Below are 21,427 nucleotides of genomic sequence, written 5' to 3'. Positions count from 1 at the left end.
ATCACCTCCCATCTGGCTCCGCCGGGAGCCAGATGCAGAAAAACGCGTTTAGCTGACGATGGTGTAGCGAATATGCAGAATGATGTCGCTCAGACTCAGTAACAGATCTTTCTGCTTGCTGCTGGCGTCAGGGAAGCTGAGGGTAAAGGTTCCGGTGTCATTTACCGGGATCCCTTCAAACGGCAGCCAGCGGCTGTCGTTAAAGCTGAGCAGAAACTGACCACTGTCATCCAGGCCCTGTGAGACCGCCAGCGCATTACAGCCACGCGGCAGCAAACTGGCGCGACCACCGCTGTAGCTCAGCACGGCGCGAATATCCTGGTAAGGCCCCACCAGCGCGGGCAGGGTGACGCCGATCTGTTTGATTCGCCGGGTTTTACCCACCAGCGCGTCCGGATAATCGTTCTGGATCTGTAAATCAGCCAGTTTCAGTGCGAGCTGCAACTGTTTATCTTTGGTCAGCGCCGGATTGCCGCTGGTGTCTTCTTTATCTGCCGCGATCAGCGCTTTGATTTTGTCCGCCAGTTTGTCATCAAGCGCAGTCAGACAGGCAGTACGCACCACCTCTTTTTCCCGCTCCTCTCTCTGCAGATAGCTCTGTTCCATTTGCAGCAGATTAAGCATCAGCGTTTCGCCCGCCAGCAGCCCCGCCCAGGCGCCATGCCATGCGCCGGGTTTGATATAGCTGGCTTCGGCATCACCGACGTTTAACGACCACTTATAACTCTCCTGCGCCATCAGGCAGCAGGATACGGACAAGTCATAATACTGGTAGTAAATCGCCGCCAGCTTGCCGCGCAGCCAGTTATACAACGCCCGGTTGCTGAATTTATTCTGCAGAAACTGCAGCTGGGCCTGGGTCTGCGCCTGCTGGGTTTCCAGCCAGGTTTTCTGCAACAGCGCCGCTTCGCGTCGCACCACCAGCGTTTCCAGTTGCGCATCAATCTGCTTCACTTCCGCTTCGGCATTGTTGCGCTGGATCTCCCATTCTTCGCGGCGGCGGCGATAGATCTCAGACTGGCTGACTTTCTCGGCGCTGATGCGTTTCACCGTGGCGGTAATTTCCAGCCCGATGCCGACACCGCGCGGAATAGCGCCCCAGCTGGCGCCGCCGTTCGCCAGACCGAAAATATTGGGCAGCGCATCGGCGATGGCGGCGGCGGTATAGGTGGTGCTGGAACCCATCGAGAACCAGGATGAATCGGCGTACAGATCCATTACCTCTTTCTCCATGCGGTTAACGTTCTCTTCATACAAGGTGGCGTAACTCTCAAAGCGTGACTGCGCACCCGCACGGCTCTGTTGCAGCATCTGGCGCTCTGCGGCGATTTCGTCAATCACCGCATCCTGCATGGCGATATTCTGTCTGGCCAGTTCGCTGCCCTGATTTTGCAACAGCTCGGCCAGCGCCTCCGCATCCTGGCGTTCGATAATCGACAGCAGCGCGCCGCCGAACTGGCTAAGCTGGTTGACCAGCATTCTGGCGCGTTCGAGGATGACGGGGAAACGATAAACCGGCATTTGCGCTGGTGGCAGCGCCGCGCCACCCTGGGCGGCAGTGACCGCCGCACTGAGCAGCGCAGCGGGCTCCGCCGCCGCGGCATAATGAGATAACGAGAGCGGCTGACCATCAATGGAGAGGTGGTGACGCAGATTAAACAGGCGCTGGTCCAGTGTGCGCCAGTAATCCTGCAGTTTCTCATTGAGCTGCGGTAAAAACAGTGTGCTAAGACTACTGGTGGAAGCTGAGGACGCAGGCAATGTCTCCTGGCGTACTGTCAGCATCGCCTGTATGGCAAGGGTTTGCAGGGTCTGCGCCGCTGCGGCTTGCAGGGTCGGATTTGACCAGCGGATACTCTCTGTCAGGAAGGGCTCGTCGCCCAGAATAGCCAGCGCCTGCAGATACCACATTTTTGCTTCTTGCAGCGTGTCTGGCTCCAGCTGGCGATACGCTGTGTCGCCGCGGGCAATCAGCAGATCCAGCGTGCGCATAAAGGTGGCGACTTTGTAGTGCATAGGATCCGCCTGCGCAACTGCATCCGGGTCGATCACGTCCAGTGGGTCGGTATTCCAGGTGGTATCTTCTTCCAGCGGGCGTACATTCCACTGATAAGCGGCAGGTTCACCATTCACCAGGTAACCTTCAGGACTCCAGATAAATTTTATCCAGCGCGTCGCTTCGTCGTAACGTTGCTCCTGCAACAGGCGCTGAAACACCATCATCGGCGCGTAATAAAACATTTCCCAGAAATAGAGCGCATTGGCGCCGCTAAAATCCATCGGTTCGCTATCCATCGTCTCAAACAGCCGGGTGGTCAGCCCTCGGGTTCGGCCAGCATTACCGGCGTCGGCGACAAACTTAGCGGCATTAGCATCGTATTTAAACTGCTGCATGGTCGTATAACTGCTGGTGAGGTTGGCATCTGAATAGATTACGCCGAGATAAATAATATCCTTCTCATCACCGGTTTTCGCGGTGTTATACGGCAGGAACAAGGTCAGGCTGTTGGTACGGTCGGCAGACAACTTGCCTGCAGCGCAAAGATGTAAAGACCGCCCGGAGCCGATGTTATCTGCGCCGCCGACGTAGTAAAGCTGATAGCTGCCATTGCCGTGCAGCGAACTGCTGTAACGGCCAAAATCAACCTGGACATAACTTCCTGGCCCCAGTTGCGGCTCGGCTAAGTACTGGGTCTCCATGGAGAGCACTGCATTCAGCCCGCGATTGGCTCTCGCCACCAGCTGCCGGGCAAACAGGGTATTTATCCGCGTGCGCCAGGGGCCATTTTGCAGATACTGTTCACCTCTCTCCCCCTTAATAATCAGGAAAGGGGGGAGGTCTAATTGCTGACTAATCGTCAGTGAACCCGTTTGCATCGCAATGACTACATTATGGTACTCGCTCATTTCAATGGTGAGCCTGAAACTGACCTCGGCTTTGCCATCCACAAACCCCGAGAGGGGAATGTCCAGTTTCAGCCCCCGGAAGGGATAAATGGTGCCGGAAAATTGCTGTGCTGGCAGTGCCTGTCCTTTATCCTCAATATCTTGTTTTGCATCAAAGTCTTTTCTTGTATTGCCTGCCGTTGCCCTGATTTTAATTTCAGACGCTGCAAAGCCGGTTTTGAGTTTCCAGCCGCCGTATGCCACGGTGGCAGACTTATTATTGTCATTAAGAAATATATTCGCATTCATCAGGGCATCACCATCAGGATATTTATCCTGATTCAGCGCGACGTAAAGTGCAGTGCTGCTTGAGGTGAAAGTATTAGCCGGGGTTAATGCTGGCCATTTTACTTCCAGACCTGATGCGGAGGCCTCGCGATACACCAGGGTCCTGCCGCTGCTCATGCTGTTCTGTTTCAGGTGGTACACGGGATAAATGCGTCGGCCGGAACTGTTGCCACTATCCAGCGCAAAAAATTCGTAAATATAGAAGCTATCGCCCATGTTGTTGTTGGCGAGATTTTTCAATATGTTGCAGGTAATGTCATACTTGCTAACCACACTTTGGAAGACCACCCTGAGATCACAGTCAAATGTCAGTGTTAAGCTATTATCCTGGCTGCCGGCGGCGATTTTACAATTATATACCCGGCCTTGCGAAAGAGTGGCCAGTAAATTGGTTTCCATAGTGACGCTTTTTAGGGTCACAGTGGCGGGTGCCGAGTAATTTAAGATATAAGGCTGATTTATCTTTTTTTGTACGGTGGTATCAAACTGTTGCCACACTGCGGTCCGGTAAGCGCCAGGATTGCTGAGGAGGGTAGTGAAATGGTCGGTATTAATCAGCAAGCCAATGGCAGGCGTGGATTTATTTTCATCGTCTTTGGCTTTTAGCTCATAGAAAAGGACAATTAACGAACCACTGGTTTCATCCCGGGAGCAATACATCCCCATTACGTCAATTTTTGCCAGATCGTTAGCTTTAAAATAATCAGAGAGTTTTACCGTGCTGATAATATTCCAGGTACCATCATGGCGGATAAAGGTATATTTCAGCTCATGGCTGGTGATGCGACTGGTGCTATTACTGTCATCGGCATCAGCTATCTCTTTTTCTTCCAGCCAGACAATATACAGCCGCGAATTAAAGACCACCGGCCGCGCCAGATTATTTTTTGCCTGCATGCCAGTGGTGATTTCCTGCCATTCGCGCCAGGCGTTGGCGGGATACTTCCCCGCATCGAACAGGTTTTGATTGAGTGTGCGCCAGTAATAGCTCTCATCGGTAACGGATTTCCCCACCAGATAAGTGGTGCCGCTGTTAATACTGTTATTGTCGTGATAACCACTCACCACCTCCAGATTCGCCACCTGTTCAAAACGCGTCATATAGGTTTTAAAGGCGTCTTCCACCGTATCACTGGTCAGCTGGCTCTGACTGATGGACTGCAACATTTCATCCATCATCGCGGTTTGACCATGGCGGAGGGTCGGGTCAAGGTAGTTTTCGGGATAGCAGACCAGCCGGGAAACCCCCGCCCAGCTGCTGTAACGTTTATTATAACTGTCCCAGAGCTGGAAGAAGTTGCGTGAACGTACTGCATTAACCACGCCGTCTTCCTGGCCGGTTAATGCGCGGTTGATATACAGCTGCACACTGGCAATCGCTGCCGCCAGCGGGGTGGTTTTCACCTGCGCGGAGATCTGATTATCGATTAACAGATAGTTATATAGCTGATTGCGGTCAACCACCCAGGCGGGCGTGACCGTTTTATTCTGGATAGCACAGGCGCTGAATGCCGCACTGCTGGTTGTATCCAGCGTGTGCTGTAACTGAATAGCTTGCTGGCTGTTCAGCCCGGTCTGCAATGCAGTGGCGATCTTTTTCCAGTCGTCATAGGCTGGCACCGGAGCCGAACTGGCCAGCAGTCTGGCGACTTCTGCCGGCGAGATAGCCAGCGTGGCGGCAATATCCAGCCACTGCAGCGTTTCGTCCACTTCAGTCCAGCTGCTGAAGGTCACGGCGTCTTTTTTGACCTGATTCAGTGCCTGTATCGCCCATTGTTCATCAAGGCCCAGCGCCTGAGCCAGCAGTGCTGGCGTCAGCGTTTTGCCGCTTAATGCGGTCAGCACCTCGCTGGCTAAAGTCTGGCACTGTTGTAACCAGTAATGAAAACGCGCGAGGCTGCGCATCGTGACAATAGTGTGTGGCAGTACCTCAGCGCTCTGAAACATTTTTGGCTGTGTCACTGCCAGCAATAATTCGCTGCTGCTTAGCTTCAGCGCCCGTGCAATCAATACCAGCTGAGCCAGCACGTGGCAGTATGGCGCCAGCTGCGTTGTCTGCGGGTTGGTAAGCACCAGATTGAGAAACGCCAGCACGTCGAGGTTTTGCGGTTTCAGGCCGTTCAGCCAGGCCAGAATGGCGCGGGCACTATCGGCGGAATCCAGTTGCATCGCGGCGGCAATATAGGGGGCGGCCAGCGTCAGCGCGTTATCGCGGTCAAGCTTCTGACCGGCAAGGCCGTTCAGCGTGGCGATAAGGTTACTGATCTCCGGTGTCAGCGTACTGGTGCTGCTGCTGGCGGTCATCAGGAACAGATCGCTGACGGTTAGCTGGTTTGCCTGCAGCCAGCGGGTGTATTGCTCAACGAAGCTGACCAGGCTGGACAGATCCTCAGTGTTCAGGCTGCCCAACGCACGGCCTGACCAGCTCGGGGAGATCGACAGTAACGCGCTGAGTTCGATAATGCTCAGATGGTGAATGCTGGCCAGCAAACGCGCGCGGTACAGCGCAGACAGATTTGCCAGCGTGTTTTTGAAGGTTGCCGGGCTGGGTTTGCCCTCCACCAGCGCCCATAACAGATAAAGCGCGCTGTCACTTATCTGCAAGGCGCGTTTCAGCACGCCGGAACGAAAGGTGTCGGTGACGTTGCCGGGGGTTAGCTCCACGTCAGCGTTGTCATCTGAAAATGTCTGATTGTCCAGCAATGGCCGGTTAAACAGCTGGTCAAACTGACCGGGCTGATCAGCCTCACTGATTTTGCTGATGGCGGCGCCGGAGAGGATCCACGCCTCAGATACGTTAATCGCGTAATGCCGGCGATAGTATTGTATCCGCAGCAACTGGCTGATTATCGCATCGGTGATATTGAATTGATTATTGTTACTGGCAACCACACGCCAGATATCTGTCACTGCCATGCCGGTAGCTTTACTGAAGCGGATAAGCTTGTTGAGTTGCAGCATAGCGAATGTGGTGATCTGCAACGGGTCGAAATTATTATTATACTGGCGCATCACCGTATAGCATGCCGTCAGTTGCTCTTCAGTGAGTTCATAATAACGCGCCAGCAGGACGGGGTTGCGGAAGGTCTCGATTGGGATAGTGCCAAAGTTGTCGGTAAAGTTCTGCGGGGTGGGGGTCGCACTCACTGTTTCAGTCAGGATACTGTATAACTCAGGTGAGATGCCCGCGGCAATACGCAGCATCGCCTCGGCGCCTGCTGGCTTAATGACGCCGGCATTACGCTGTAGCAGTGCAAGTGTTTCATCACGCAGTAGCATGCTGTGATGGGCGGTGGTAAACGGTAAATGAAAAGGCGTGGCGCTGGAAAAACGCCAGCTGGCGAGCAGCTTGCGCACCTCTTCCGGCGTTTTGCTGATTTTTTTACTGATGATATCCAGCGTCAGCTGGTTGCTGAGCGTCAGCGTCGAAACCTCATCATCCATATTGCGCTGCGACAGCACCAGCGTCGCCAGATCCGGGCGCCGGGTATTGAGGCGATATGCCGCATTTTCTGCGTGCAGATTAATCCCTTCGCGATAGAGCTCGGTGAGATAGCAGGCGGGCGAAAACATCGAGGCCACTGAGCCGGGTTTGACATAGTTACTGGCGCGGCCGCCAAACAGTTGATCATAGCCCAACTGCCCGGCGTCCTGCTGGATCGCAAGATGAACCGCGTGCGCCAGCTGCGGGTTGGCGTGGCTTAAAATCCGCGCTTCGCTGAAGGTGTTATCTTTGAGGGCTTGTTGCGCCTGCTGGTAGAGGAAATTTTCTTCGCCCCATGTCAGGCTATCTCCGACCAGTGCTGTCACCTCCGGCGAGGAGCGGATCATAATATCGGGTAGCGTGACTGCTGACTGGCGTTTAAGTTTGCTGTTAAGTTTCTCCAGTACTTCATCAGTACGATACATTTGGCTTACCCTCTTTAATGGTTTAATCAGGTTGCCAGCACACCAACAGGCCAGCGTAGGGATCCGCGCGGGGGCAGGGGGCGTTCAGAGAGCATTATTCTCCCGAAAAGGGAGGTGATCCATTAGCAAACAAAGTGTTGCCGTTGCGCAGTGCAGTAATTTCAGCTTGTTAGTAAAAGGCTTTGCGAAGGTCTTACAGGGCATTTCGCCACTTAGCTGGTTTTTTTAACGAGATTTCAGTCTGTTTGTGGTGTTATTTTATACGACCTGCCTTATTTGTGGTGATTAATGCCATATTGCTTTTCTCGCAAAGATTTTAATAGTGTGGATGTTTTCCATCAGGGCATCACCAACGCGCAGGCGGATTCGCCGCGACTCACCACAAGGAATCATCATGTCCGAAGCTTTTGCCGCTGATGCAGACCGGGAGTTTCAGCGCAGCGCTACCCGGCTGGCGCGCGCGATTGCGCCGCGAGTGGCACGCCATCCGCTACAGAGTGGTATTTATCCGCTGGGTGAGGGGCTGGATGCCTTTGCCGCACGTTATCTGCTGATTTCTATGGCGGAACGTACTATCGATGTTCAGTACTATATCTGGCAAAACGATATGTCCGGCCGTTTGCTGTTCAGTGCCCTGCTGGATGCGGCGGAGCGCGGCGTGAAGGTGCGTCTGCTGCTGGATGATAACAACACCATGGGACTGGACCAGACCCTGAGCGCATTAAACCGTCATCCTGATATCGCCGTGCGGCTGTTTAATCCCTTCTCGTTTCGCACCCTGCGCGCACTGGGTTATCTCACTGATTTCGCACGCCTTAATCGCCGCATGCATAATAAAAGTTTTACCGTTGATGGTATTGCCACCATCGTTGGTGGGCGCAATATCGGTGATGAATATTTCGCTGTCGGTGATGAACCACTGTTTTCCGATCTTGATGTATTAGCGGTCGGCCCGGTGGTGGCGGAGGTCAGCGAGGATTTTGACCGTTACTGGCGCAGTCGCGCGGTCTCGTCATTGCAGTCGGTGGTGGAACCGGACAACGACGATCGTCATTCGGCGGTGCGTCTGCCGGAAGCCTGGCGCGACAGCCCGCAGGTGCAGCAGTATCTGCAACGGCTGGATAACTCGCCTTTCGCTGCGCAGCTGGAAAGCGGCGATCTGAAGTTAACCTGGGCTGATACCCGCCTGCTGAGTGACGATCCGCGCAAAGGGCTTGGCCGCGCACGCGCCTCGACTTTGTTGCCGCAGCGTATGCTGGAAGTGATCGGCACTCCCCAGCAGCAGTTCGATATTATCTCGGCCTATTTTGTCCCGACGCGCGCCGGGGTGGCGCAGCTGCTGGCATTAAAGCGACGTGGGGTCAAAATCGCCATTCTGACCAATTCTCTGGCGGCTAACGACGTCTCGGTGGTACATGCTGGCTATGCCAAATGGCGCAAGAAGCTGTTGCGCCACGGCATTGCGTTATACGAGTTAAAACCGCACAGCGACAACCGCGATGCGCCGCACGATCGCGGCCTGACCGGTAATTCCGGCTCCAGTCTGCATGCCAAAACCTTCAGTGTTGACAATAAGAAGGTGTTTATTGGCTCGTTTAATTTTGATCCGCGTTCGGCGGTGCTGAATACCGAAATGGGGTTTGTGATCGAAAGCGAGCAGCTGGCGACATCGGTACATCAGCGTTTTGTCAGCCGCCTGCACGACAAAGCCTGGAAACTGCGGCTGGATAAATGGGGCCGGGTGAACTGGATCGAGTATGAAGGCGAAGAGCGGGAGCAGGTGCATAAACATGAACCGCGCACCCGCTTTATGCAGCGTCTGCTGGTACGTCTGGTGTGGCGACTGCCGGTGGAGTGGTTGCTGTAGTTTTTTATCATCAGGAACGGCGAGGATTACCCTCGCCGCGATGGATCAGGATTTTGCCGCTTGTGGCGTTTTGGCTGAACGTTGCGGCTTACCGGAGAACAGAAAGCGCAGCAGCGGAATGCGCAGATGAATCTCATACAGCATAAAGGCGATGCCGAAGACAAACACCAGCCCGGCGAAAAAGCCCAGTGTGTTATTGCTGATCGCCGGCGTAATAAAGATGCCATACAGCAGCGTGAGCGGATGGTGCACCAGATAGATAAACAGCGACGCATTAACCAGATAGGTAATGCGCGGTGAATGGGAGTTCAGCAGTTTATAGCCGAAGGAAAACACCACATTTACCATCCAGATACCCATCAGCATGCTGACCAGGGTTTCAATCTCATACAGCCAGCCCTCGCCGACGTTATAGCGTTTATTCAGCATATAGGCGACCAGCGCCAGGCAGGAACCCACCAGCGTCCAGGGATTAAACTTCACAAACAGCGCCTTAATCGCCGGATGTTTCCACGCCAGCGCACCCAGCATAAAGAACGGCAGATAGAACAGCGTCTGCATTACAGCAAAATTAAACAGGCCATCCATCAGCAGATTCGGCTGGAAAATAAACACCAGGCGACGGATACAGCCCCAAATCAGGCCAAAACCAATAAAACTCAGCGTAAGTTTGCGCCATGTCGGCTCGGAATAGTCTGCTTTTGTCGCTTTATTACTATCGCGTTCGCGCAGCAATTTAAAGGTCAGTACGCCGAGGGTGGTGAGAATCACCAGCACCAGCAGGAACCATAAATGGGACACCAGATTCCACACCAGCGAGTTGTATTTTTCATACAGCGAAAAGCTGTTCCAGTCGCCGATGGCCGGGGTCCAGTGTTTCAGTAAAAAGAACTGCGGCAGGGTCAGCAGCGGCACGGCGGTAAGCATCGGAATCGCCACGCGCTCGACGCGCATCTTCAGCCAGTGCCCCGGCTGGTAGCGCAGATAGAGCATATAAGAGAAGTAACCGGAAATAACAAAGAACACCTGCATGCGGAAAGCATGGATAAAGTCATTCAGCGTCGTCAGCCAGAAGGTCGGTTCGACGCTGTTGACGGCCCACTGCTGACTGGAATAGATCAGCGACAGGTGAAAGGGCACACCGAGTAGCATCAGATAAGCCCGAATTGAATCGAGGAAATATTCACGCTGTGGTTTTTTTATACTCATAGATGTCCATTTATTTATCAGTTTCACCCCTGATTCGCCCTGAATCAGGCTAAAGCATGGGCTTACTTTACTGTAGCAACAAAGAGTATACTATCAGCCGAATCCGTATCGTCTAAACGCTTGAGAAATCGGCGCTTAGAGGAAACTAACAAGGGAACAAAATCCCGCTCAGGCTGTCGGAAACCTGAATTATCCATTAAGATTGATGGGATTGAATTAAGCACCCGAAAGGGGGGGATGTGCTAATTAACATGAAAAATAAACCGAAACTGATGAAGATGCGCGTAATTGGCGCGGCAGTTTTGCTTTCGCTGTATGCAAGCTCCAGCTGGGCTTTCAGCATCGATGATGTGGCAAAACAGGCGCAGGATCTGGCCGGAAAGGGCTTTGAAGCGCCAAAAAGCAATTTGCCTTCACAGTTGCGCGATATGAAATTTGCTGATTATCAGCAGATTCAGTTTAACCATGATAAAGCGTACTGGAGCAAGCTGAAAACCCCGTTCAAGCTTGAGTTCTATCATCAGGGTATGTATTTCGATACGCCGGTGAAACTGAACGAAGTCACCGCATCCACCGTTCGTGAGATTAAATATAATCCCGACTATTTTAATTTTGGTAATGTTAAGCACGACCCGGAAACCGTGAAAAATCTCGGTTACGCCGGTTTTAAAGTGCTTTACCCGCTTAACAGCAAAGATAAAAACGACGAAATCAGCAGCTTCTTAGGCGCGAGCTATTTCCGGGTGATCGGCGGCGATCAGGTTTACGGTCTCTCTGCCCGTGGTCTGGCGATCGATACCGCTTTACCGTCTGGCGAAGAGTTCCCGCGCTTTAAAGAGTACTGGATCGAGCGGCCGAAACCGCAGGACAAGCGTTTAGTGATCTATGCGCTGCTGGATTCTCCACGCGCGGCCGGTGCTTACCGCTTTGTTATCACCCCGGGCAAAGAGTCTGTGGTTGACGTGCAGTCGAAGATCTATCTGCGCGATAAAGTCGGCAAACTGGGCGTGGCGCCGCTGACCAGTATGTTCCTGTTTGGACCGAATCAGCCTTCTCCGATGGTGAACTACCGTCCGGCGCTGCATGATTCCAACGGTCTGTCGATTCACGCCGGTAACGGTGAGTGGATCTGGCGTCCGTTGAATAATCCGAAGCACCTCGCGGTCAGTACCTTTACCGTCGAGAATCCGAAAGGCTTTGGCCTGCTGCAACGTGGTCGTGACTTCGCGCAGTATCAGGATCTTGACGACCGCTACGATCAGCGCCCAAGTGGCTGGATCGAAACCCAGGGTAACTGGGGCAAAGGCCGTGTGGAGCTGGTAGAAATCCCTACTGCGGATGAAACCAACGATAATATCGTCGCTTTCTGGACCCCGGAATCGCTGCCGGAGCCGGGTAAAGAGATGAATTTCAAATACCGTCTGCACTTTACCCGTGACGAAAGCAAGCTGCACTCGCCGGAAACGGCTTATGTGAAGAGCACGCTGCGTTCTACCGGAGATGTAAAACAGTCGAATCTGGTTCGTCAGCCGGACGGCACCGTCGCCTTTGTGGTGGATTTTGTCGGCCCGGATATGAGCAAGATGGCGACTGATTCCCCGGTTACCCCGCAGGTTAGCGTGGGTGAAAACGGTGAAGTGGTCGAACAGAGCGTGCGTTATAACGCCGTCACTAAAGGCTGGCGTTTAGTGTTGCGTCTGCGTGTGAAAGATAACAAACAGCCAACCGAAATGCGTGCCGCACTGGTGAATGGTGATAAGCCGCTGACGGAAACCTGGAGCTATCAGTTGCCTGCCAATGAATAAGTCTACCGTAACCCCTGCTGATTACATCGACTTGCTGCCTCTTTCCGCTGAGCGGAAGGAGGCTCTTCAGCATGCTCTGCCCGCTGCGGGCGAGAATGAGGAAGTCTACAGCAAGCTTCATCACCAACTGGGCGCGGATGGCCTGGTTGAAACGCGCCCGGACGATGCGCCGCTGGAGTCAGTAAAAGCCCGTATCGAGATGACGTGGCCTGACTCTGTTGCGGGTGGTGAACAATTCGATAAAGATTATTTAGATCGCACCACGCTGAAAGCGACGCCGCCAGTTAAGCGCTCGCTGATGTTTCCTGAAGCCTGGCGCACCAACCCGGTCGCCCGTGCATGGGATTCGCTGCGTGGCCGTAAAACCACTCATCGCTATGCCAGTGCTGAAGAGCAGAAAACCGAAGATAAATGGCGCCATGTCGGCTCGATGCGTCGTTATATCCTGCTGCTGTTAACGCTGGCGCAGACGGTGGTGGCCACCTGGTATATGAAAACCATCCTGCCGTATCAGGGCTGGGCGCTGATCGATCCGATGGAGATGATCAACCAGAACTGGCAGCAGTCGGTACTGCAGATTCTGCCGTATGTATTGCAGACCGGGATTCTGTTCCTGTTCGCCATTCTGTTCTGTTGGGTCTCCGCCGGTTTCTGGACCGCACTGATGGGCTTCCTGCAGCTGCTGATTGGCCGCGACAAGTACAGTATCTCTTATCTGAGCAACCGTGACGAACCGATCGAGATTAATCCCGACCATCGTACCGCGTTGATTATGCCGATCTGTAACGAAGACGTTGAACGTGTGTTTGCCGGTCTGCGTGCGACCTGGGAATCTGTGGTGCGTACCGGTGAACAGGCTAACTTTGACGTTTACGTGCTGAGCGACAGCTATGATGCTGATATCGCCATGGCGGAGCAGAAAGCCTGGATGGAGCTGGTGCGTGATGTCGGGGGTGAGGGCAAGATTTTCTATCGCCGCCGTCGCCGTCGTGTGAAGCGTAAAAGCGGTAACATCGATGACTTCTGTCGCCGTTGGGGCAGCCAGTACAGCTATATGGTGGTGCTGGATGCGGACAGCGTGATGAGCGGTGAGTGTCTGACCGGTCTGGTGCGCATGATGGAAGCTAACCCCAATGCCGGTATTATCCAGTCTTCGCCGAAAGCATCCGGTATGGATACGCTGTATGCCCGTTGTCAGCAGTTTGCTACCCGTGTATACGGGCCGCTGTTTACCGCCGGTCTGCACTTCTGGCAGCTGGGTGAGTCACACTACTGGGGGCATAATGCCATCATCCGTGTGCAGCCGTTTATTGAGCACTGTGCGCTGGCGCCGCTGCCGGGTGAGGGGTCGTTTGCCGGTTCTATCCTGTCGCATGACTTTGTGGAAGCCGCGCTGATGCGTCGTGCGGGCTGGGGCGTGTGGATTGCTTATGATCTGCCGGGTTCTTATGAAGAGCTGCCGCCAAACCTGCTCGATGAGCTGAAACGTGACCGTCGCTGGTGTCACGGCAACCTGATGAACTTCCGCCTGTTCCTGGTGAAAGGGATGCATCCGGTTCACCGTGCGGTGTTCCTGACGGGCGTGATGTCCTATCTCTCTGCGCCGCTGTGGTTTATGTTCCTTGCGCTTTCCACTGCGCTGCAGGTGGTGCATACGCTGATGGAACCGCAATACTTCCTGCAGCCGCGGCAGCTGTTCCCGGTATGGCCGCAGTGGCGTCCTGAACTGGCGATTGCGCTGTTCTCGACCACGCTGACCCTGCTGTTCCTGCCGAAGCTGCTGAGTGTGATCCTGATCATCTGCAAAGGGGCGAAAGCCTACGGCGGTTCGATTCGTCTGTTCTGCTCGCTGCTGCTGGAGATGCTGTTCTCGGTGCTGCTGGCGCCGGTGCGGATGCTGTTCCATACCGTGTTTGTGGTCAGCGCATTCCTTGGCTGGGAAGTGGTCTGGAACTCACCACAGCGTGATGACGATGCGACGCCATGGAGCGAAGCCTTTGCCCGTCACGGCTCGCAGCTGCTGCTGGGTGTGGTATGGGCCGTCGGCATGGGCTGGCTGGATCTCAACTTCCTCTGGTGGTTAGCGCCGATTGTGTTCTCGCTGATTCTGTCGCCATTTGTCTCGGTCTTCTCCAGTCGCGCGACACTGGGGCTGGGCTCGAAACGCGCCAAACTGTTCCTGATCCCGGAAGAGTATGATCCGCCGAAAGAGCTGCTGGACACTGAGGCTTATCTGCAGCTGAATCGCGAGCGCGCGCTGAAGCACGGCTTTATGCATGCACTGTTCCATCCATCGTTTAATGCGCTGGCCAGCGCGCTGGCGACATCACGTCACCTGAAGAGCGATATTCTGGAATATGCCCGCGATCGTCGTGTGGAACAGGCACTCGGTGATTCGCCAGCCAAACTCAGCCGCGATCAGCGTCTGAACCTGCTGAGCGATCCGGTGACGCTGGCGCGTCTGCACTATCGACTGTGGCAAAACGCCGATAAGTATCATGACTGGTTTGAGCAGTATCAGACATTGCCGCTTAACCCGCTGGCGATACAGTCAGTGAAATAATGCGAAAGGCGGCAGAAATGCCGCCTTTTTTGTTTTACGCTTAATTTACAGATAATTTGCATATCACAGCGGACGTTGATGCCCAATGCGCATTAGAATAAGCGCCCACTTATAATACGAGAATAAGATGATCGCTAACGCTGGCCGACTGATGCTGCTTGCTACCTGTATATTTTGCTTAACCGGCTGTGGCAGCATTATCAGCAGAACGGTGTCCGGGCAGGGGCACGGTAATCAGTACTATCCGGGCGTGCAATGGGATGTACGTGACACCCCATGGCGCTTTCTGACGATTATCGACCTGCCGCTTTCGCTGGTGGTTGATACGCTGCTGTTGCCGGTGGATATCAATCATGGACCGTACGAGTAATTAACGCTCGTCAGCACCATACTGGTTATCTGAGTCAGTGTTATCATCTTCCCACTCATCGGCAGCGGCCTGACCTTCTTCGCTGTCCAGCGGCGGCTCCAGCTGGAATTCACCTTCATCCCACTCATGCAGCGTATTTTCAGCCTGCCACTCCTGACGTAATTCAATCTCATCAAAATCGCCGTCAAAGATCGCCTGTGCCGCTTCACCGCTACTGACCGGCAGGCATTCGCCGCTATCGCCCTCATCGGTGAAAAATTCAGCCTGCCACATGATATCGCCATCGCGCATCACATACTTTTGCAGATTGAACTGGCTTACCGCTGCTTCATCTTCACTGATGTCCGGGTTGTCCGCCAGATACACTTCACGCGCGTTTTCGATAGCCTCTTCCAGTGTTGAGAACAATGACATACTTCACTCCTTACCTGAGAAACGTTGTTTTTAGGAAAGGATAGTCGAAGATCGGCAGGGTGAAAGGTGGCGAGGTGAAAAAAATATTGTTGAACGATCAGTGCGTTATCCGTCGTTTTTTCTTGTCACCGTCTTATAAACAGTCGCCACAGATGGCGCGGTAAATCAGGCGGAAAATCGTATCCTGCCGCTGGCTGGTGCAAGACAGTTATGGCTTAATCGACTGATACTATTGCACTTTCGGATTTTCACTTAACAGATTTTACCCTACACTAAGTGATGATATTATCATTGCATAAAAACTGTTGAGGGTACTGACGATGGACTATATGAAGGAATCTGCTTATCACCATGTTGAAGAGACGCAGTCGACGGTGACCATTACCCGTAAGCAGGGCACGGGTTGTGAGTACTTTAAGAAAATTGTTGAGCAGGTACTGGCTGAGCACCTTGATGCTATCACCCATATCGACAGCGAAAGCGGCAGCTATGACAAAGTGATTATCCTGAAATAGTTCGGGGGGCAGTTTGCCCCCGGCGGCATGCTCTATTGCGCTCCTGGTCTGCGGCGCTGACGCCAGATTACCCATGAGTAAATCGCGTTAAACAGCACCACCGCGGCGGTAACCATAAATACTGCGCGAAATCCCCAGCTGGCTGAGACGGCAGCGCCCATCAGCGGACCGCTGACATTGCCGATATCACGGAAAGACTGGTTATAACTGAAGATCCTGCCAGCAACCTGGTTGCTGGAGTTGTAGATCAGCAGAGTTTGCACCGCCGGCAGCAGCGCGCCGTCCGCTGCACCCAGCATAAAACGCAAAATACCCAGCTGTAACGGTGACTGCACAAATGACATCGGAATCAGAATCAGTACCGAAACGATCAGCATAAAAATCAGAATTCTTTCCGGGCCGATACGGTCGCCCAGCTGGCCCAGACGCGGGGCGCTCATCAGTGCCGCCACGCCGGGAACCGATGCGATCAGTCCGCTGATAAACGCCAGATTCTGCGTATGTCCGGCCAGCTCGCGCACATATAAGGTCAGAATTGGGGCGATTGAACCGGTGGCGATCTGGATAATCATGGTGGTGATAAACAGCGCCAGCACCAGACGGGGACTTTTGAGTGAAGAAAACACCTGGCGCAGGTGCAGCAAATCCTTTTTCTGCACGGGAATAAAGGATTCGCGGATACAGTACTGGGTGATAATAAAGCAGAGGAACAGCAGGGCGGCCGTAATATAAAACACCGGGCGTAAGCCGAAATTATCGGCCAGCAGGCCACCAATCAGTGGCCCGATCAGCGCGCCGCTGACTGCGCCGGTCGACAGGGTGCCCAGCGCCCAGCCACTCTTATTGCGCGGCACCTGGGTGGCAATCAGTGCATTGGCATTTGGCACAAAACCACCGAGTAGCCCGAGCACCGCGCGCAGCGCCAGAAATTGCCAGATATTACTGGCAAGTCCCATCAGTACCATCACCACCGACATGCCAAGCGCCGAGCGCAGCAGCATGATTTTGCGTCCCTTACGATCGGCCAGTCCACCCCAGAAAGGTGAGGCAATCGCTGAGAACAGAAACGTGATACTGAAGACCAGGCCCGACCACATATTAAGTTGTTGCGGGTCGGTGACGCCGAGCAGTTCGACATACAGGGGAAGAAAGGGCATAACCAGGCTGAACGCCATGCCGGTAAGAAAACATCCCAGCCAGGCAACATACAGATTGCGCTTCCAGTTAATCGGTACTTCGTCCGCAGACATAGACCTGGTTTTCCTCAGGATGGCTTAAATAGTTAGCAAGATAATCATATTAGCGTTCAGGCGGTTGGATACAACTGTTATTTTTATGTTAACAAATTTGCCGGGCGGCATTGATGCAGAGGGGAGCCGATAACGGCTCCTTCGGGACGGATTTACCGGGCGGCGTTCTCGCCGCCCAGGCTAGTAAAGTGGCGCTTCTCCGTCCGGGCGCGTTTTAAAGCGGCGATGCAGCCACATATACTGTTCCGGCGCCATCAGCACCCCTTCTTCTACTACCCGATTCATTCGTGCGGCGGTGGCGGCTTCATCTTCCAGCGGTATATCCGCCACGTCCGGCAAAATAATCATCTCATAGCCTTTGCCATGCGGCAGACGACGCGGAACAAACGGGACGACTGCCGGTTTACCGCTGCGGATCAGCAGATAGCTGCCTTTGGTCGTAGCCGCTTTATCAACGCCGAAAAACGGTACAAACACGCTACTGCGCGGGCCATAGTCGTGATCGGGCGCATACCAGATAATTTCGCCATTTTTCAGCGCGCGGATCATGCCTTTCAGATCCCGGCGATCCAGCATGCCTTTATTGGAACGCATGCGTCCCCAGGTTTGCAGCCAGTCGATCAGTTTATTGTTATTAGGCCGGTAAACCCCAATCCCCGGGTTATAAATACCAAAAATACGCGCGCCCAGTTCCAGCGTCAGAAAGTGCATACCAATTAACAGTACGCCTTTATTTTGCTGCTGTGCATGCGCGATATGTTCCAGACCGCTGACGGCAAACCAGCGTTTAATGCGCCAGTCAGGCCAGAACCAGGCCATACCGGTCTCCAGCAGTCCCATACCGACGGATTCAAAGTTGCGCACCACCATGGCTTCGCGTTCGGCGTTCGGCATCGCAGGGAAACTCAGTTCCAGATTACGGCGCGCGATATAAACGCGCTGTTTAAGGAAACGCATCGACAGGCGGCCCAGGCCGCAGCCAAGGTGGTAAATCACCGGGTAGGGCAGTAAGACAACCAGATAGAGCAATCCCACCCCAAACCACATTAACCAGTAGCGGGGATGTAATAATTCGCGAGAAAAGTGTGGCAACTGAGTCATATTCTTCCAGCTTAAATTTTATGAACCACTATTATGACGTTCATCGAATCTGTTGATTATGGCCTATTGTGCCATTTATTGACGACCAACTGAAATAAGTGGCTATTAATGTGAGCTTTGTGGTCAAAAACAGTGCGGATCAGCGGGGAATATTGCCTGCGAAAAGATTTCGCAGGCAGGGGGGTTATGACTTGAACAATCCTTTGACTTCATGTGGCTCGGAACGCCAGTATTGCGGCGGCGCGCTGACTTTGGCGCCAAGCTGCGCGGCGGCATGCCATGGCCAGCGGGGATCATAGAGCATGGCGCGCGCCAGTGCGATAGCGTCGGCCTGGCCCTCCTGCAGTATCGCCTCGGCCTGTTCTGGTTGGGTAATCAGACCGACGGCGATCACCGGAATCGCCACCTGCTGTTTGATAGCCTGCGCAAAAGGCACCTGATAGCCCGGACCGATGCTGATTTTTTGTTGTGGTGACAGCCCGCCGCTGGAAACATGGATGTAATCACAACCCATGGCTTCCAGGGCCTTACTCAGTGCAATCGACTGCTGTAAATCCCAGCCGCCTTCCACCCAGTCGGTGGCGGAAATACGCACACCCACCGCTTTATTGGCCGGAAATACACGGCGCACTTCACTGAATATTTCCAGCACGATGCGCATGCGGTTTTCCAGTGAACCACCATAATTGTCGCCGCGCTGGTTAGCGAGCGGTGACAAAAACTGATGCAACAGATAACCATGTGCTGCATGGATCTCAATCAGATCCAGCCCGAGGCGGTCAGCGCGGATGGCGCTGTCAATAAAGGCCTGTTTCACCGCCTCGATACCCGCCAGAGAGAGCGCCTGCGGCTCAGCATCGCTGCGGTTAAACGGAATGGCTGAGGGAGCGTGGGTTTGCCAGCCGCCCTGATCGGCAGGAATAAAGTGACCGCCACGCCATGGAACATCGGTCGACGCCTTACGGCCCGCGTGGCCCAGCTGGATACCAATCGGCATCGCGCTATACTTTTTCACGTCTTCAATTACGGCAGCCAGTGCCTGCTCGGTGGCATCGTCCCACAATCCCAGATCCTGGGCGGTAATGCGTCCCGCGGCTTCGACAGCGGCAGCTTCCAGAATCAACAGCCCGGCGCCTGACAGTGCGAGGTGGCCTAAGTGGATGCGGTGCCAGGCAGTGGCGTTGCCCTGTTCTGCGGAGTACTGGCACATCGGCGCAATCACGATGCGGTTCTCGAGGGCTAATTGGCCAATTTTCATCGGGGTAAACAGCAGACTCATCAGGTTTCTCCATCTTATTCACGATAGTGAAAGTAAGCACGCTAAGTTAATGCCGGTCAAGTCAGGAAGTGCGGTGGTGAAAGGATCGCCACCGTTATGCAAGCTAACAAAATGGCGCCGGAGGTTAGCAATTCGCAGCGAATCAGGTATTATATCGCCGCTAAAATTTCTCTCTGTTGCTTACAGGAACGTACACCATGCCAGTGTTACATAACCTCGTTTCCAATGAAGAGCTGAAGGCGCGCATGCTGGCCGAAAGCGAACCGCGCACCACAGTCTCTTTTTATAAATATTTCCATATTGCCGATGCAAAAGCATTCCGTGATGCGCTCTATCTGGCGTTTACCCGCCTGAAAGTGTTTGGCCGCGTCTACGTTGCCGCTGAGGGCATTAATGCGCAAATCAGCGTGCCGCAAAGCCTCTATCCGCAAATGAAAGAGATGCTGTATGCCTTTGATCCGGCGCTGAACAATCTGCGCATGAACATCGCCCTTGACGATGACGGTAAATCCTTCTGGGTGCTGCGCCTCAAAGTGCGCGATCGCATTGTGGCGGACGGGATCACTGATGACAGTTTTGATGCCAGCGATGTCGGCGCTTATCTGAAAGCGGCGGAAGTTAACGCCATGCTTGACGATCCCAATGCGCTGTTTGTCGATATGCGCAACCACTATGAATATGAAGTGGGCCATTTCGACCAGGCGCTGGAAATCCCGGCCGATACGTTCCGCGATCAGCTGCCGATGGCGGTAGATATGTTGCAGGACGAAAAAGATAAAAAAATTGTTATGTACTGTACCGGCGGGATCCGCTGTGAAAAAGCCAGCGCCTGGATGCGTCATAACGGTTTTGAAAATGTTTATCATATAGAAGGCGGCATCATTGAGTATGCCCGTCGTGCGCGTGAACAGGGTTTACCGGTACGTTTTAAAGGTAAAAACTTTGTCTTTGATGAGCGTATGGGGGAGCGTATTTCTGAGGATGTGATTGCACATTGCCATCAGTGCGGCGCAGTCTGTGATACACACGTCAACTGCAAAAATGACGGTTGCCATCTGCTGTTCATTCAGTGCCCGAGCTGCGCAGCGAAGTTTAAAGATTGCTGCAGCCCGATCTGTATGGAAGAGCTGGCGTTGTCGCCAGAAGAGCAGCGTGCACGTCGTGCCGGACGCGAAAACGGCAATAAGATCTTTAATAAGTCACGTGGTGCGTTAAATACTACCCTGAAAATTCCTTCACCGGAGTAGCGGGCGGCGTTATCGCCACAGCCTTCGGTCTTATGCAGGGGCGGCGTTCTCGCCGCCCGTATGCCGCAGAAGCCGATTACTGGCGAATGCCTTCGACGGAAATCATCAGCTGAACTTCCTGTGAAGCCGGACCCAGATCGGTAGTGATATTAAAGTCTTTCAACGCAATTTTCCCTTCCGCTTCAAAACCTGCGCGCACGCCACCCCATGGATCTTTACCCTGACCCAGCAGTTTCGCTTCCAGCGTTACCGGTTTGGTTACGCCATTCAGCGTCAGGTTGCCGGTAATATCCAGCTCCTCGCCATCTTTCTTCACGCCGGTAGAGACAAAAGTCGCCTGCGGGAATTTAGCCACATTGAGGAATTCTGCGCTGCGCAGATGCTTATCACGCTCGGCGTGGTTGGTATCGACGCTGTTGGTATTAATGGTGACGTTAACTTTATCGGCAGCTGGATTGGCTTCATCAAAAGTGAACGCGCCGTCAAAGTCCTTAAAGGTGCCGTACAGCCAGCTGTAACCCAGATGCTGAATGCGGAACTGGACAAAGGCGTGCTGACCCTGTTTATCGATCTTATAGTCAGCCGCGACGGCAGTACCGGTAGTCATAATCAGTGCGGCCGTTAATCCTAATACGCTCTTTTTCAACATGGTGGTTCTCCATTT

Annotated in this window: 13 protein-coding genes; 6 read left to right on the top strand and 7 right to left on the bottom strand. The window is 53.7% G+C overall.

From position 1 onward, the window contains the following. Positions 1–48: 48 nt before the first annotated feature. The gene (locus tag N5923_RS22285) at positions 49–7,143 is read right to left on the bottom strand and encodes a Tc toxin subunit A-related protein (protein ID WP_267144606.1); all 7,095 of its coding nucleotides are present in this window, start codon (positions 7,141–7,143) and stop codon (positions 49–51) included. A 394-nt stretch (positions 7,144–7,537) separates the two neighbouring features. Here N5923_RS22285 and N5923_RS22280 point away from each other — a divergent pair, with 394 nt between their 5' ends. Next, positions 7,538–9,010: a phospholipase D family protein gene (locus N5923_RS22280; RefSeq protein ID WP_267144607.1), complete on the top strand. Its 1,473-nt coding sequence runs from the start codon at positions 7,538–7,540 to the stop codon at positions 9,008–9,010. A gap of 45 nt (positions 9,011–9,055) precedes the next feature. On the opposite strand, the gene mdoC is transcribed toward N5923_RS22280, so the two are convergent. Further along, positions 9,056–10,219 (bottom strand): glucans biosynthesis protein MdoC, encoded by a 1,164-nt coding sequence (gene mdoC / locus N5923_RS22275; protein WP_267144608.1) that lies wholly within the window; start codon positions 10,217–10,219, stop codon positions 9,056–9,058. Positions 10,220–10,488: 269 nt separating this feature from the next. Between mdoC and mdoG the strand changes: the two genes are divergently transcribed. The 3 genes from mdoG (at position 10,489) to N5923_RS22260 (ending at position 14,957) form a co-directional block, all read left to right on the top strand. After that, entirely contained in the window at positions 10,489–12,024 is a 1,536-nt protein-coding gene (gene mdoG, locus N5923_RS22270; protein ID WP_267144676.1) for a glucans biosynthesis protein MdoG, read from the top strand. Next, positions 12,017–14,587 carry a glucans biosynthesis glucosyltransferase MdoH gene (gene mdoH / locus N5923_RS22265; protein WP_267144609.1) on the top strand — a complete coding sequence of 857 codons (2,571 nt, stop codon included), beginning with the start codon at positions 12,017–12,019 and terminating at the stop codon, positions 14,585–14,587. The genes mdoG and mdoH overlap by 8 nt, the downstream gene beginning before the upstream one ends. 127 nt (positions 14,588–14,714) lie before the next feature. Continuing rightward, the gene (locus N5923_RS22260) at positions 14,715–14,957 is read left to right on the top strand and encodes a YceK/YidQ family lipoprotein (RefSeq protein WP_267144610.1); all 243 of its coding nucleotides are present in this window, start codon (positions 14,715–14,717) and stop codon (positions 14,955–14,957) included. On the opposite strand, the gene N5923_RS22255 is transcribed toward N5923_RS22260, so the two are convergent. Then, complete coding sequence (locus N5923_RS22255; RefSeq protein ID WP_267144611.1) at positions 14,958–15,371, bottom strand: MysB family protein; 414 nt, start codon at positions 15,369–15,371, stop codon at positions 14,958–14,960. It lies immediately after the preceding gene. Positions 15,372–15,691: 320 nt separating this feature from the next. Between N5923_RS22255 and N5923_RS22250 the strand changes: the two genes are divergently transcribed. Next, positions 15,692–15,886: a hypothetical protein gene (locus tag N5923_RS22250; RefSeq protein ID WP_267144612.1), complete on the top strand. Its 195-nt coding sequence runs from the start codon at positions 15,692–15,694 to the stop codon at positions 15,884–15,886. A 32-nt stretch (positions 15,887–15,918) separates the two neighbouring features. On the opposite strand, the gene mdtG is transcribed toward N5923_RS22250, so the two are convergent. The 3 genes from mdtG to N5923_RS22235 form a co-directional block, all read right to left on the bottom strand. Next, a complete protein-coding gene (gene mdtG, locus N5923_RS22245) occupies positions 15,919–17,136 on the bottom strand; it encodes a multidrug efflux MFS transporter MdtG (RefSeq protein ID WP_267144613.1) in 1,218 nt (405 codons plus the stop codon). A gap of 180 nt (positions 17,137–17,316) precedes the next feature. Beyond that, complete coding sequence (locus tag N5923_RS22240) at positions 17,317–18,237, bottom strand: Kdo(2)-lipid IV(A) acyltransferase (protein ID WP_267144614.1); 921 nt, start codon at positions 18,235–18,237, stop codon at positions 17,317–17,319. A 184-nt stretch (positions 18,238–18,421) separates the two neighbouring features. Continuing rightward, on the bottom strand, positions 18,422–19,516 hold the full coding sequence (locus N5923_RS22235) for an NADH:flavin oxidoreductase/NADH oxidase (protein ID WP_267144615.1): 1,095 nt from the start codon (positions 19,514–19,516) through the stop codon (positions 18,422–18,424). Positions 19,517–19,713: 197 nt separating this feature from the next. Here N5923_RS22235 and trhO point away from each other — a divergent pair, with 197 nt between their 5' ends. After that, positions 19,714–20,763, top strand: coding sequence for an oxygen-dependent tRNA uridine(34) hydroxylase TrhO (gene trhO / locus N5923_RS22230; protein ID WP_267144616.1), 1,050 nt, complete (start codon positions 19,714–19,716; stop codon positions 20,761–20,763). Positions 20,764–20,839: 76 nt separating this feature from the next. Here the strand turns inward: trhO and N5923_RS22225 are convergent, their stop codons facing one another. Then, positions 20,840–21,409: a YceI family protein gene (locus N5923_RS22225; protein ID WP_267144677.1), complete on the bottom strand. Its 570-nt coding sequence runs from the start codon at positions 21,407–21,409 to the stop codon at positions 20,840–20,842. Between the last annotated feature and the right edge of the window lie 18 nt (positions 21,410–21,427).

Origin of the sequence: Winslowiella arboricola, assembly GCF_025527015.1 — a bacterium.
Lineage (GTDB): Bacteria > Pseudomonadota > Gammaproteobacteria > Enterobacterales > Enterobacteriaceae > Erwinia > Erwinia arboricola.
The sequence above is the reverse complement of the archived record's forward strand: the minus strand, read 5'-3'. Positions and strand labels throughout refer to the sequence as shown.

Bases quoted from the DNA above. Each gene is read 5' to 3' on its own strand.
- N5923_RS22260 (WP_267144610.1), top strand. From the start codon at position 14,715: ATGATCGCTAACGCTGGCCGACTGATGCTGCTTGCTACCTGTATATTT.
- mdoC (WP_267144608.1), bottom strand. From the start codon at position 10,219: ATGAGTATAAAAAAACCACAGCGTGAATATTTCCTCGATTCAATTCGG.
- N5923_RS22235 (WP_267144615.1), bottom strand. From the start codon at position 19,516: ATGAGTCTGCTGTTTACCCCGATGAAAATTGGCCAATTAGCCCTCGAG.
- trhO (WP_267144616.1), top strand. From the start codon at position 19,714: ATGCCAGTGTTACATAACCTCGTTTCCAATGAAGAGCTGAAGGCGCGC.
- N5923_RS22250 (WP_267144612.1), top strand. From the start codon at position 15,692: ATGGACTATATGAAGGAATCTGCTTATCACCATGTTGAAGAGACGCAG.
- mdtG (WP_267144613.1), bottom strand. From the start codon at position 17,136: ATGTCTGCGGACGAAGTACCGATTAACTGGAAGCGCAATCTGTATGTT.
- N5923_RS22240 (WP_267144614.1), bottom strand. From the start codon at position 18,237: ATGACTCAGTTGCCACACTTTTCTCGCGAATTATTACATCCCCGCTAC.
- N5923_RS22285 (WP_267144606.1), bottom strand. From the start codon at position 7,143: ATGTATCGTACTGATGAAGTACTGGAGAAACTTAACAGCAAACTTAAA.
- mdoH (WP_267144609.1), top strand. From the start codon at position 12,017: ATGAATAAGTCTACCGTAACCCCTGCTGATTACATCGACTTGCTGCCT.
- N5923_RS22255 (WP_267144611.1), bottom strand. From the start codon at position 15,371: ATGTCATTGTTCTCAACACTGGAAGAGGCTATCGAAAACGCGCGTGAA.
- N5923_RS22280 (WP_267144607.1), top strand. From the start codon at position 7,538: ATGTCCGAAGCTTTTGCCGCTGATGCAGACCGGGAGTTTCAGCGCAGC.